The sequence below is a fragment of the Paenibacillus sp. 32352 genome, from assembly GCF_002042965.1.
Classification (GTDB): domain Bacteria; phylum Bacillota; class Bacilli; order Paenibacillales; family NBRC-103111; genus Paenibacillus_S; species Paenibacillus_S vulneris.
Window position 1 is genome coordinate 434,307 of record NZ_MZNT01000002.1, and the last position, 14,046, is coordinate 448,352.

The 14,046-nt window shown below is 50.2% G+C and carries 9 protein-coding genes; all 9 read left to right on the forward strand.

All coding sequences use genetic code 11. The features are described from left to right. The first annotated feature begins 26 nt into the window (after window positions 1-26). The 9 genes from B1728_RS06250 (at window position 27) to B1728_RS06290 (ending at window position 13,977) form a co-directional block, all read left to right on the forward strand. Window positions 27-2,522, forward strand: coding sequence for a phosphodiester glycosidase family protein (locus B1728_RS06250; protein WP_079909320.1), 2,496 nt, complete (start codon window positions 27-29; stop codon window positions 2,520-2,522). Between the two features lie 54 nt (window positions 2,523-2,576). Then, on the forward strand, window positions 2,577-3,923 hold the full coding sequence (locus B1728_RS06255; RefSeq protein ID WP_079909321.1) for an ABC transporter substrate-binding protein: 1,347 nt from the start codon (window positions 2,577-2,579) through the stop codon (window positions 3,921-3,923). Window positions 3,924-4,012: 89 nt separating this feature from the next. Continuing rightward, the gene (locus B1728_RS06260) at window positions 4,013-7,201 is read left to right on the forward strand and encodes a phosphodiester glycosidase family protein (protein ID WP_079909322.1); all 3,189 of its coding nucleotides are present in this window, start codon (window positions 4,013-4,015) and stop codon (window positions 7,199-7,201) included. Window positions 7,202-7,305: 104 nt separating this feature from the next. Continuing rightward, the gene (locus B1728_RS06265) at window positions 7,306-7,938 is read left to right on the forward strand and encodes a YdcF family protein (protein WP_079909615.1); all 633 of its coding nucleotides are present in this window, start codon (window positions 7,306-7,308) and stop codon (window positions 7,936-7,938) included. Then, on the forward strand, window positions 7,916-9,094 hold the full coding sequence (locus tag B1728_RS06270; RefSeq protein ID WP_079909323.1) for an ROK family transcriptional regulator: 1,179 nt from the start codon (window positions 7,916-7,918) through the stop codon (window positions 9,092-9,094). Before B1728_RS06265 ends, B1728_RS06270 begins: the two co-directional genes overlap by 23 nt. Window positions 9,095-9,137: 43 nt before the next feature. After that, complete coding sequence (locus tag B1728_RS06275) at window positions 9,138-9,884, forward strand: Cof-type HAD-IIB family hydrolase (protein WP_079909324.1); 747 nt, start codon at window positions 9,138-9,140, stop codon at window positions 9,882-9,884. 207 nt (window positions 9,885-10,091) lie between these two features. Beyond that, entirely contained in the window at window positions 10,092-11,699 is a 1,608-nt protein-coding gene (locus B1728_RS06280; protein WP_079909325.1) for a sensor domain-containing diguanylate cyclase, read from the forward strand. Further along, window positions 11,699-12,250 carry a GNAT family N-acetyltransferase gene (locus tag B1728_RS06285; RefSeq protein WP_079909326.1) on the forward strand — a complete coding sequence of 184 codons (552 nt, stop codon included), beginning with the start codon at window positions 11,699-11,701 and terminating at the stop codon, window positions 12,248-12,250. The genes B1728_RS06280 and B1728_RS06285 overlap by 1 nt, the downstream gene beginning before the upstream one ends. A 329-nt stretch (window positions 12,251-12,579) precedes the next feature. After that, window positions 12,580-13,977, forward strand: coding sequence for a S1C family serine protease (locus tag B1728_RS06290; RefSeq protein ID WP_079909327.1), 1,398 nt, complete (start codon window positions 12,580-12,582; stop codon window positions 13,975-13,977). Window positions 13,978-14,046 lie beyond the last annotated feature (69 nt).

Consider the following 14,046-nt stretch of genomic DNA (forward strand, 5'->3'; position numbering starts at 1 on the left):
GATTCAACGGAACAGGAGGCGATTCCTTGTCTCAAGATGTAGAGATGATGCAGGAGAGGCGGCGACAGGCTTGGCAGATCGTTCAAACCGAGGAGAGCACAGCACCGGGAGTCCGTTATTGGCGACAGCAAGTAAGCAAGGGGGCATTGAGGGAAGCCGTACACATGGTGGAAGTGGACCCGTCCCATGAGCTGGTACAGCTTAAACCAGTGTCTTTCCAAGGAAAAGTTGTCCGTTTGGAGACGGTAGGAAATCTGCTTCATGAGCTTGAAACGCAGGGACAGCGATGTGTGGCCGGATTTAATGGAGATTTTTTCAGCTATGCAGGGGTCCCATCCGGACTGCATATGGTCGATGGCGAGATCATTACCTCTCCGCTGCTTACCAAGGTCATGCTGGTTATGATGAACGACGGTTCGATAAAGCTCGAAGAGTCGGTCAGGATGAGTGCCGTGGTGCAATGTGAAAGCGGATACAACATGTCAGTCGATATGGTGAATCGTGCCAGAAAGGCTGGCGAGTCCGATCAAGCCTGCGTGTACACTTGGCGCTACGGCGATTCAACCCGGACGCCGGCCGGGGGGATCGAAGCTATAGTAGCAGTGAATGAGGCTGAAGTTAACCTGTATCCGGGGGTGCCCATTCGGGGGATTGTGCAATCCATTGGGGAAGCTTTCGATTCCCCGATGGAGGTCAACAGTTGGGTTCTCTCTCTAACGGGCTGGAAGGCCAGAGCCTTTCTGGAGCAGGCTGCCCCAGGAACGGCGCTTACACTATCAATACAATATGACAAAGAAATTCAGAATGCCCGACAGGTGCTGTCCGGCAATTCTACGTTGGCGTTCATGCTGCTTAAAGACGGAAAGATTCCGGAAGTCTTACTGGACTCGCGGATACGGTTAAACAGCGACAGGCACCCAAGGACTATTGCAGCTGTCAAGCAAGGAAAATTGTATCTTGCAGCTATTGACGGCCGACAGCCGGGTCATTCCGACGGGATGACGCTATTGGAAGCAGCTTGCTTCCTTCAGGAACAGGGGATGGAGCACGCGATAAATCTGGATGGGGGAGGTTCAACCACCTGCTACATTCGTCGGCCCGGAGATGAGCGGGCAACGCTGGTGAATCAACCGTCGGACGGCTTTGAGAGGGAAATCGGCAATGCGTTGGCTATCGTTACTCAGGCTCCAAAGGGGGAGCTGGATACCCTTATTGTAATTCCGTCTGCTGTACGTGCCATGACGGGGAGCAAGGTCGCGTTTCAGGTAAAAGGCCGAGACCGTTATGGAAATGCATCACCCGTGGATGGAGAACAGCTGCACTGGTCGTTGGAGGGCTGCATAGGATCCATCCTTGAAAAAGGCGTATGGATGGCCGGTCCGGTGCCGGCCGATGGCCGAATCATCGTCCGTTATGGCAATGTCGTTCAATCCGTTCCGGTACTCATTACGAATCGGGCGGCCCGTTTAAAGCTGGTGCCCTCATGTGCTGAAGTGGAGCCGGGAGGTAATCTGTCTTTCCGTGCGTTGGCTTTTGACGCGGATGGAAATGAGGTTCTCGTATCCAACGAGCTGCTCTCCTGGTCAACGGAAGGTGAGACTGGGAAGTGGGAGGAGCCAGGTTACTGGGCTGCCGGCGCTGTTGTCGGCCGAGGCCGTGTGAAGGCGAGTCTGGGTGACATTCATACGTTTGCCGATGTCCACGTTGGCAAATCTCATTACATGATTGCCGACTTTGAAAGCTTGAACGGGATCGGTACCGAGGGGGTAAATACGGTCGAGGGATCCGTCACGATAACGAAGGCGGCAAGACCCTCTCCCGTAAGATTCGGCACCTTCTCAGGCAGGTGGACCTATGATTTTACTGGCAAGCCGGGAATATCCGAGGCCCGGATGACATTTGTGAAGGGAACTGGAGACCGAGGGCATGAAATAGAAGGAGCCCCTTACCGCTTCGGGCTTTGGGTTAACGGAGATGGCAGCAGCCACGGGCTTCGCTTGGAAATAGTGGATGCAGACGGCATTAGACGCTTCCTGAATTTCACAGATTCCGACGGGCTGTATTGGAAGGGCTGGAAATATGTCTGTACGGAGGTCCCTGAGAACACCAGGCTTCCCATACGTGTACATACGATCGTTCTAGAGGAAGCGAATGACGCCAAGAAGACTAAAGGAGTGCTTTATTTAGATCATTTCAGGGCGGAGTATGTTGATTTTGATGAGGATGTGGAAGGTCCGGAATTCTCCGGTATGCGGCCTTCAGACCATGCGGTAGTAACAACTTGCTGCCCGCTGATTCAAGTAACGGTGAAGGATAGCAAAAGCGGCGTGGATACCGCATCGATACGAGTATGGTTGAATGATGCTGTCCTTCCGCACACCTTCTGCAAGGATACGGGGATATTGGAGTGCAAGCCGCTGGAACCGCTGGAAAAGGGAGTTCACCGGGTGACTGTCGAAGCGGCAGACATGATGCGTAATGCGGCTCTTCCAGCTGCAACTTGGAGCTTTCAAATCATCTAATGATATTAATTATTAATTCTATTAATAAAATCCAATGCGAAGGTGAGATTGATCATGAAGCAAAGAAAACGTGTATCAGCAGCTATTCTGATCCTGCTATCCGCTCTTGCAGCAGCCACGGGCTGTTCCAGCAAGCCGGCACAATCCCCGCAGACCGGCGATCCCGCCAAACCCGGCAGCGCTGCGCCGGAGGAGCTTACGATTACGGAGCCGGTCACCCTTAAGCTGTATTCCCATTATGCGGCTATCAATACGCCCAACGATGTCGATGCGCTGTTCGGTACGGTTAAGAAGAAACATCCGAATATTAATATTGAGCTCATAAAAGGGACGAAGCTTTCGGATATGATTGCAGCGGGGGAAGTTCCCGACCTGATTGCCACAACGCATTTTTATATGAATGATCTGCTCCCGCTCGGTGTTGCCAGCGATATGAATGATTTTGTGAAAAAATATCGGGTTGATCTAAGCAAATTTGAGCCTCAAGCCATTAATGCGATCAAATCTTACGGCAAAAACGGTGAGCTGTACGGCATCCCGTACACGCTCAATTACGGCGTACTTATCTATAATAAAGACATTTTTGACCGTTTCGGGGTCCCGTATCCGACTGACGGCATGACATGGGATCAAATTATTGAGCTGTCCAAGCGGTTGACGCGCGAAGAAAACGGGGTCCAATACCTTGGCTTCGATCCCGGCTCGGAGCGTACATTCTCCAGAGGGTACTCCTTAGGAACGGTGAATGATAAGGGAGCACCGATATTCGATACGGAGGGCTACAAGAAAACGTTCGGCCTGCTGAAGCAGATGTACGAGATTCCCGGCTATATCGACCCCAAAAATAAATTCCAATACGGTGTCGATTATTTCATGAAGGACCAGAAGCTGGCTATGTTCCCTTCCTGGCTAGCAGCTATTACAAGCCGTCTTCCGCAGCTGAATGAGGGAGGTAACGGGTTCAATTGGGATGTGGTCGGTCACCCGGCGTTCGACGACAAGCCGGGGGTGGGCAGGGAGATTGAGTTCCAATCTTTGATGGTCCCGCCGACCAGTAAAAACAAGGAAGCGGCGTACCGTGTTATTTTGACGATGATCAGCGAAGAATCACAAAAGGAAATGAATAAAGGAAACAATTTAACGATATTAAATGATCCTGAGCTAAAAAAGCAGTTCGCTTCCAACACCGATATTTATAAGGGAAAGAATCTGGAAGGCATTTTTAAGGTGAAGCCGGCAATCGCTCCTATTAACTCGGAGTACGACAACGAGAATTATAAATATTTGCGTGAAGCCTTAACTGGAATGATCTTTGACAAAAAAGACATCAACACCGTCCTTCGTGAGGCTAACGAGAAAGCAGCCAAATATATACAGAGCGAGCAGGCAAGAAAGAAATAGCCAAGCAACCCCAGGTACCGCGAGGCCGATTCCGGTGAATCGGCTTCGTCAAACCACCCAACCTAAGTAATCGAAGGGAGATTCATCGCATGAAGCGAACGAGTATAGTATGGCGTTATCTCGTTACAGGTTTCATTACAGCGGCCGTATTGGTGACGCAGGTGAATGTACGGATGGATGCCGGAATAGTGCATGCGGAAGCGGTCCAATGGCAAACTCTGGACGAGAAGCAGTATAGCGTTGCACCAGGCATCCTCCATACAAGCCGTACCTTGATTGGGAATGGCTTGAGGGAATCGGTTCATCTGCTTGAAGTTGATCCTGCCAACCCTTATGTCAAGGTGGAAGCGGTTTCGTCACATGGAGAGGTTTCTGCAGCCGCAACCGTCAGCCAAATGCTGGGTGAGCTCGAACAGCAGGGAGAGCGTCCCGTAGCGGGTACGAACGGGGACTTTTTCAGTACGGTAGGCGTACCCTCGGGCTTGATGATTTCGAACGGAGAATTGGTAAGCTCACCGTCGACAAGCAAGATTGCCATGGCCATTATGCCGGATCATTCGGTTAAGCTTGAAGAGAATGTAACGATGACCTCCAAGCTGACCAAGGATAATGGAGAGTCGCTAACCTTGACGATGATTAACCGGACCCGTGTTGCGACACATACCAATCACGCTTTTTTGTACAACTGGAGATTCGGGAGCTCCACTAGAACCCCGGGCGGCGGCATCGAAGCAGTCATTCGTGCGGATGACCCCGCCAATAAGCTGATACCGGGGCAGCCGGTCAGCGGCGTTGTGGAGTCGATATCGGAAGCTTCGGATACACCGATTGAACCGGGGACATTCGTCTTGTCCGCTACCGGCTCCAAGGCGGATTGGGTACGGCAGAAGCTCGCGGTCGGTACACGGCTGCGGTTGGACATCTCGTTCTCCAAAGGCTTCGGGGAAGCGGAACAAGTCATTTCGGGAAATTCGACCTTGGGGTATGTTCTTCTGAAGAACGGGGTCGTGTCTCCAACCGTGCTTGATCCCGCCGATGCCAATACCAGCGATAGACACCCCAGAACAATGGTTGCCACAAAGCAAGGGAAGCTGTACCTTCTAACGGTGGACGGAAGACAACCGGGACATTCCGACGGAATCACGATGGCCGAAGGCGCTTATTACTTACAAAGCCTTGGGATGGAAAATGCAATCAATATCGATGGCGGGGGCTCGACAACTTATTACGTCCGGCAGCCGGGGGATATGCACCCCAGTCTGTTAAACCGGCCTTCCGATGGTCATGACCGTGCGGTTGGCAATGCTATTGCGATTATCACTACCGCACCGGTAGGTCCGTTGAATACGCTTGTTGTGAACCCTGAAACTCCGCTTCAAGTTGCCGCAGGAAGCAGGGTGGAGTTCGAGGTCAAAGGCCGGGACGCATATGGGAATGGCGTACCTGTTTCCAGGGAGGAGCTTCAATGGTCAGTCCAGGGAGCTGTAGGAACCGTGGACCGCAATGGAAGCTTTACGGCCTCGTTGACGCCAGGCACCGGGCATCTGACGGTTCAGAGCGGAAGCGTGATAAAGCAGATCGAAGTTACCGTAGTCGATGCCTTGGATCGACTCGTTCTTGAACCGAATCCGGCCGTAATTGAGCCGGGAGCTGTTGCCGTATTTCAACCTCAAGCCTTTAATACCGAAGGCCAGCGAGTCTGGATCTCTCCGGAGCGGCTAGCTTGGTCCGTGGAGGGTGCAATAGGAACTGTGACAAGCGACGGGAAGCTGCAGGCAGCCTATGGAACCGCAGACGGCAAAGTTCACGCCTCATTCGGTCAGGTGAGTGCTGAAGCCGTCGTTCAGGTAGGCAAGCTTCCGCAGCTGCTAGAGCCGTTCGAAAGCACAGATCATATGCAAACCAAGGATGCGAATGCCGTAGCAGGCTCTGTAACAATTAATGCTGTAGCCAGGCCTAATCCCGTTCGCTACGGGACGAAATCCTTAAAGCTCACTTATGATTTCACGGGAAAAGGCGGTACTTCCAATGCCTATGTCAACTTGCTAGATGAGAATGGAGAAATAGGAAGAGAAGTGGAAGGGAAGCCTTACCGGTTTGGATTGTGGGTCTACGGCGATTCGAATCGCCATTATTTGAGACTTGGCGTCACCGACGGCAACGGAACCAATAGGATTTTTGACCTTACAGAGCCTGGAGCGCTGGATTGGACCGGCTGGAAATACGTGACGGCTCCGGTACCGGAGAATACGATATATCCTTTGAAGGTTCGATACATCGTTGTCAGTGAATCAGACCCGGCAAATAAAAATAAAGGCGCAGTATATCTGGACAATCTGAGAGCGGAATATATGGACTTGGGCGAGGATGTAACAGGGCCTGTGTTCAGTGACCCGACACCGGCACCGGGGACGGAGGTTACAGGTCTGCGCCCTTCCATTAGCGTGAATGTGACGGATGAGGGAAGCGGCGTCGATCCGTCTTCTATCATTGCGGTAGTGGATGGTTCCTCTGTTAACGCGACTTATGATCCGGAGCGTAAACGGATTCTTGTCTTACCGGGCTCCGATCTGTCGGAAGGGGATCATCATATCAAAATCGAGGCGGCGGATAAGGCGGGAACATACGCAATCCCTGCTGCAGAATGGTCATTCCGGGTCAAAGCACCGGATCATTTGCCTCCTGTTTGGAACGGAGGGGCTGCCCTTACGGTAACCGATGTAACCTACCATGCTGCCACGATCCATTGGAATCCGGCGTCAGATAATATAGGAGTACAGGGTTATCGTATTTACCGCAATGACCAGCCGGTAGATGCTATCCTGTCAGATCGCTGCCAGCAAGAATGCAGTTATAGGATGGATGACTTGGTCGGCTACACTTCGTATAGGGTCGAGGTTGAAGCGTATGATGCAGCGGGGAACTCAGCACGCAGCGGTGCCGTATCACTGCTTACTGCCAAAGATACCCATCCGCCGGGGGATACGGTTTCGTTACAAGTATATGGTCACAGTCATACCATTCAGGTGACCTTCGTACCGCCACAGGATAAGGATTACGCTGGAACGCGTGTTGTCATTTCACCCAAAGGCGGCAATGACAAGAAGGAACGGAGCGTTGAACTGTTCGCTCCTCCGGGTGTTACCAGGGTGGAGGCAAGCAGCTTAAAGCACGGGTTCTATGAGGTTCTCGTGCAAGCGTTGGATACAAGCGGCAATCTATCGACCGGCGTTCTCAAGCAGGTGAAATTGAACGAGGGAAAGGAACAGCAGAGCTAGGTAAATAAGGGATTGTCGAAGTGATGGTTTTATCGTATCATGTAATTAATCAATTTGATTTATAAACATAATGAGGCACTAACCAATCGGAAAGGAACAGCAGGATGTGGGAAATAGCACTAATGACGATGCTGTGCATCATTGCGGCTGTGCCTTTGACGTATTTTGTGTGGATGCACTCCTGCAGAAGAAGCAAGGAGTCTGCAGATGCATTGATTGTTCTAGGGTACCGATGCGATGGCAATCAAATTCATCCTTTGCTAAAGGAACGGCTGGATGCGGCTCTGCGTCTGTACCGCGAGTATCATTACCGTTATCTGGTACTATCCGGCGGGGCCGTGAAATCCAATAGGACAGAGGCCGAGATTATGCGGGATTATTTGCTGGACCAAGGGGTTCCCGCGGAGCGAATGATCCTGGAATCCCGCTCCCGTAATACGGTCCACAATCTCGTGAACTGCAAGCTGATCCTTACAGAGCGAAATTTATGTACGTTTGTGTTAATTTCCAATTCTTTTCATTTGCGGCGAATGCGGTATATAATGAAGACGCTTGGATTAACGGCTTCACTGTACGCGGAGCGGAATTGGAGCAGCATCCTGCGGCTTCAGTGGAGGCTGACATTTCAAGAAATCCGGGCGTTTCGCCTTACCCTTCCATGGCTGGAAAAGGCGGTGAATATGAAATCTCCCCAGATGATGGGGAGCAAGAAAGGTGCTGCATCCCGTGAAGCCTGAAAGAACGACTAGCAACAAATTGCTTAAATCCATCAACCAGCAGAAAGTGCTGCGTCTGATTTATACTGAAGGCCCCATTTCGCGAGTAGAGCTGGCGGAGAAAACGGGTCTTACCCAACAAACGATTACCAATATTGTGAACCGGCTGCTTGAGGACGATTATTTGTTCGAAACCGACCCCATTGCAGGCAATAGCGGGAGAAAGCCAATCCCGCTCGTTGTCAAGACTGGGGAGATGTACGCCATTGGGATTGAGCTTGCAGTGAAATACGTCAGAGGAACCTTGATTGATTTCCAGCACCATACGATTCACGAAATCAAGGAGCAGGTTCAGGCTTATCGTGATGTAGAGCATCCCCTTGAGTACATCATCCAAATCGTCGATGAGCTGATGAAGCGAGTTCCGAAGCCGCATCAGCTCAAAGGTATCGGCTGCAGCATTCAGGGACTTGTCGACTCCAAACAAGGAGTGGTCATTTATTCCCCGGGTCTTCGCTGGAAGAAGTTCCCTCTGAAGGAACGGCTGGAAGAGCGATATAATGTGCCCATTTATTTGGAGAACGACGCCAACCTGCTGGCCATCGTGGAGAATCTCAAAGGACGTTTGGCGGATTCGGCTAATAATGTGACGATCAAGCTGGATTATGGCATTGGCGGGGCTCTTGTTTTGAATAAACAGCTGTGTACGGGTTCCTCGCATGTCGCAGGTGAATTCGGCCATTATAAGGCGTTTGCTCCCGAAGAAACGCCCGTATGCCACTGCGGAGCCAGAGGCTGCTTGACCACCTTGGCCTCGGTCAGCGGTTTGAAGCGCAACGCCGGATATACGCCGGAGAGCTTTGCGGAGCAGCTGGATGCGGGGGAGGAGCAGGCCGCAGCGCTGCTGAATAAGATTGAGCCCGCGATAGGAACGGCGATAAGCAACGTGATCACGTTCTTCAATCCGGATCATGTGCTGCTGACCGGCAAGATGATAGATGTGCTGGGGACCCGGCTTCTCACTCCGCTAGAGAAGCGGATTTATTCTACTATTCCGGAATCATGCAGGGGAGTCAAGCTGGTTTACTTGCCGCAAACCCCGAATGAATCAACATCGGCCGGCGGCCTTGTCGTGAATCATTTTTTTGATGTGCCGCTCGAAAGCTTGTCTCTATAGAGTAAGACGGTTGATCCAAAAAAAGATTTGGGAGGAAGAGGAAATGCCGCAAGTCCGATTATTGGCTCTGGATTTAGACGGGACGACATTAACGGAGGACAAGACGATAACGGAAGAAACGAAGGCCTGGATTCATAGGGCGGTCGAGGCAGGCGTGAAGGTGATCTTCGCGACTGGCCGCGGCACACAGACAGCCAAGTCATTCTGGGAGGAGCTTGAACTGCAGACCCCGATGGTTCTTGTCAATGGAGCCGAGGTATGGGAACGTCCTGAGGTGCTCGCTAAGCGGGTATATATCGATCGTGATCATGTGCTTCGGCTCCATCAATTAGCGGTTGAATGGGGTGCCCATTATTGGGGCTACAGCGTAGAGAGCCTGACGAGCAAGCGGAACTGGACGGAGCAAATGTTTGAACGCGACTGGATGAAGTTCGGCATTCGCCATGATGATCTGGACACAATACAGCGGCTTCGCGATATTATTGAGAGCTGGGGCATTTTGGAGATTACGCGCTCCGCGGCGGTAAATATTGAAATCTCCCCCAAAGGGATTTCCAAGGAATCCGGCGTCCGCATCGTATGCGAGCAGCTGGGCATTGGAATGGAGCAGGTCATGGCCATTGGCGATAATATGAATGATCTCCGGTTAATCCAGGCGGCCGGCCTCGGGGTTGCTATGGGCAATGCGGACGAGGAGCTGAAGCTGGCGGCCCATGCGGTAACGGACACGAATGAGCGGGATGGGGTTGCCAAAGCGATTCAGAAACATATTTTTCAATTAGCGGTCTAATCCATAAGGTCATGTCCAAAGCTCTCAGCCTAAGAGGATTTCTTGGGTTTGGGGGCTTTTACCATTTTCTGGGGGCTGAGCAACGTGATTTTCAAAGGAATCGTCACATTAATTTTATCTTAAGTCCTGTTTAGATCTGTGTACCTCATCCCTATCTATTGTATAATACACATGTTGTTCTATTAATCTAACTACTGGTGAGGATACATGTCCCTTCTTCGAGAGCTTCAAATCATCCAGAAAAAAAAGGTGAGCTTGACTACGCTCGTCACGGGAATGGTTTGTTTAACGATCTTGGTTACCGCAACGATTCTCCTGGTTCTATCCTTTCATTCCAAGAAAAAATCTTTAACAGAAACCACTCTGAATCTAAATTCCTTTACTGCGAACAAAATGAGTATGTCCATGGACGGCATTTTCACAACCATGAAAGAGAGCTTGCATTATTCGGCTGAAACCCTTCGGAACTATCCGGATATGACCGTTCAAGATGTTAATCAAAAGCTGGAATTGCTGAGAAATAGCAGCCGGTTCTTCAATTCTATCGTACTGGTGGAGGAGACGGGACGCGTTCATGCGGCGACACCGGCGTCGCTCAGCAGGATCGAAGGAACGGTTGTATTGACCGAGGCAGCAAGGAGTGCGATAAGACTGAGGACGCCGTACCTGTCCAAGCCTTACGTCACTTCGGTTACGAATAGATTGATCGTGTCGATGAGCGAACCGATATTCGATCAGCAGGGCGAATTCCGGGGTTACTTATTAGGGACGATCTACCTTCAGGAGCCTAATGTGATCAGCCAGGTTTTCGGCAGCTCTTCCATTGATGAGTACGGCTCCTACTACTATGTGGTCAGTTCTGATGGGTATCTGCTATTCCATCCCGAATTGGGCCGAGTAGGGGAGCTGGTATCTGCCAATCCGGTCGTAAACCAAATTACCCAAGGACGGAGCGGCAAGCAGCAGGTTACGAATACGCGGGGGGTGTCTCAGCTAGCCGGTTATTCCGTAGTTCCCTCAAATGGATGGGGGATTGTCGTCGTCTCCCCCAAGCAGGCCGTCGATAATCAGCTTCAGTACTATACGAAGGAGCTTCTAATCTACTTTGTGCCGTCGACTTTTCTTTTGCTTTTAATTGCCATCTGGTTTTCCTGCCGCTTGACGCGCCCATTCGTATCCCTGGCAAGGAAGGTCAGTGATTATGAAAGCGGACAAAGCCGCGCTCCCTCCTTCGGCAGTTATTGGAACTTTGAGGCCGATTTGCTGGCAAAGTCGTTAGGGAACGCACTGAAGCATATAGAGGCGCATACAGATCAATTGGCACGGGAAGCATCCATCGATCCGCTTACAGGACTAATGAACCGCAGATCGCTTGAGAAAATTATGAAGCAATGGGTAGAGGAGACTACGGCCTTCTCTCTGTTGATTATGGATATCGATCGTTTTAAAATGATAAACGATACTTACGGCCATCAGACAGGGGATGCTGTATTAAATCATCTTGCAGAACTATTGCATCATTATTTGCGCCAAGAGGATATTAGCTGCAGGTATGGCGGTGAAGAGTTTGTCGTGCTGCTGAGGGGGACATTCCTGTCAGATGCTTACGCCACGGCGGAACGGATACGTCTTGCTTTTGAGACAACCGAGAACCCTATTGGAAGGACATGCACTCTATCCATCGGTTTGGCCCAGTATCCCTCCCAGGCCCAAGAGCCTTCCGAACTGCTGGGTTTGGCCGATCAAGCTCTATACGAGGCGAAACGGAAAGGGAGAAATCGAACGGAAGTCAACCAAGAAGGAGGTTTGCGCTAATGAACCAAGCTTTTACTATTCATGATCATCTAATCAGCGAAAATAGCATAATGGTGCAGGCTCAACCCCAAGATACTGAGGCTATCATGGCTTTGCTTATAGAGATTGCGGAATGGCTGCGCAGCAAAGGATCATCCCAATGGAGAGGGCTGCTGGAAGGTCATGACTCCCACAATACGGTGGAAGCAGTACGGCGCGGCGATGTATTCGTCTGCAAGAAAGAGGGAAGTATCGCAGGTGTAGTCATGCTGCTGCAGAAGCCTAGTGAATGGGATTATAAGCTTTGGGGCGCCGAAGCGCACCCGGAGGATCGTGCCGTTTATATCCATCGGCTTGCGGTCAAACGCGAATTTGCAAATTCAGGCCTCGGACAAGCTATCCTACTATGGTGCGATTCAGGAATCCATTTTGATGGGAAAAGCATTGTTCGGCTCGACTGCATTGCCACCAGTCCGCAATTAAACCAATTTTACAGCCGAAACGGCTACACCTATAAAGGGGAACAAGACGGCTTCAGCAAATATGAAAAGTCCGTTACTTTCAAAAAGTAAATATAGCAGCCCTATGAATCTCCTTTACTTTCTTTTTGCAGGAAGTAGGGGGATTTTTTTATGCTAGAGAGCAGCAATGCCCTATTTATTTTGTCCTACCGGTACTTTTGAGGATTAATCCCAGCTTAAAAATAGCGTCTGATAGACAAGCCTCGTCTAGCAAATGAGAGGCTCAAACAAGCTTTCTTTCAGTAACGACGCCGCTTGCAGGCTTTTACCTCCTATTTAACTAATTTTAAAGTGTGTTTAAGGTACGAATTCTATTATAAATTCATAGCCGATGGCTAGTGAACGAATTCATATCACGGACATATGGGAGGTATTTTACAATGGAAAACAATTACGATAAAGAATATAAAGCTCAACCTGAGGCAGAGACAATGGAATCACCCGTTGAAGAGCCTGTTACGGAGTGGATCCAGCCGGAAAAAACAATTCGAAGCCCGTTTTTTAATTCCGGTAAAGTGACCTTGAACTCGGCAGGGCATTATGATACGAAGAAACGCAGCACTTTGAAAAGCAGTCTGGCGGCTTTTTTGGCCGGTGCAGTAGTTGTTGGGAGTTTGATGTTCGTCTCGGATAAATATAACTTATTCACTCAAAATATTGCCGCGGCGGGCGGAGCCAGTTCCTCCGTAACATCGAGCGGGTCAGCACAAACCGCAGCCTATTCCAATTCGATTGCAGGAGGCAGTATCGCGGACATTGCCAAACAAGCGAGTCCGGCAGTCGTCAAGATTGAAACGAAGGTCAAGGTTAACAATTCCCGAAGCAATTCGATGTATAACGATCCTTTGTTCCGTCAATTCTTTGGCTATAATGGAGGCGGAAGCGACAAACAGTCACAATCGAATGACGGTGCTCTGCAGTCCAGCGGTATGGGGTCCGGCTTTATTTTTCAATCCTCCGGCTATATTTTAACTAATGAACACGTCATCGACGGTGCAGATGAGATTGAAGTCACTGTACAAGGATACGATACGCCGTTCAAGGCCACATTGCTTGGTAACAGCTATGATCTTGACCTGGCTGTTCTGAAGATCGAGGGTGACAAAGAGTTCCCGACCCTGCCTATCGGCGATTCCAATAATACTCGGGTAGGGGATTCGGTAGTAGCAATCGGCAACCCTTATGATTTTGATTATACGGTGACCTCCGGCGTGATCAGCGCTAAAGAGCGTCCAATCAGTATTCCGGATGACAAAGGTACCCGTGAATATAAACATTTATTCCAGACGGATGCTGCTATTAATCCGGGGAACTCTGGCGGTCCGCTATTGAACATGAACGGTGAGGTTATCGGAATTAATACGGCGGTAAGCGCTGAAGCACAAGGCATCGGATTCGCCATTCCTACAAGCACGATCAGCTCTGTGCTGGAAAATCTGAAAAACAACGTGGAAATTCCAAAAGAACCGGCGCCATATCTGGGTGTGAGTGTTCAAAATATTACGGATGATATGCTGTCCGACCTGAACTTGACCAGCACAAAAGGCGCGTTAATCGCTGATGTCCAGCCCAAAACTCCAGGCTTTGAAGCAGGTTTAAGACCTTATGATGCTATTATTGCCGTAAACGGCACAGAGATTGCAAACAAGGACGATTTGACCAAAATCATCCAGGCATCCAAAGTCGGAGACAAGGTTAAAGTAACGATGATGCGTAACGGAAATAAGCAGGAAGTAACCGTCACAGTCGGTGATAAAAACGCTCAACAACAAAAATAACAGGCCGTCTTTCTTACAAAAAAGCCCTCAAAAAGGGCTTTTTTGTTTATACAGAAAATTAATATAATT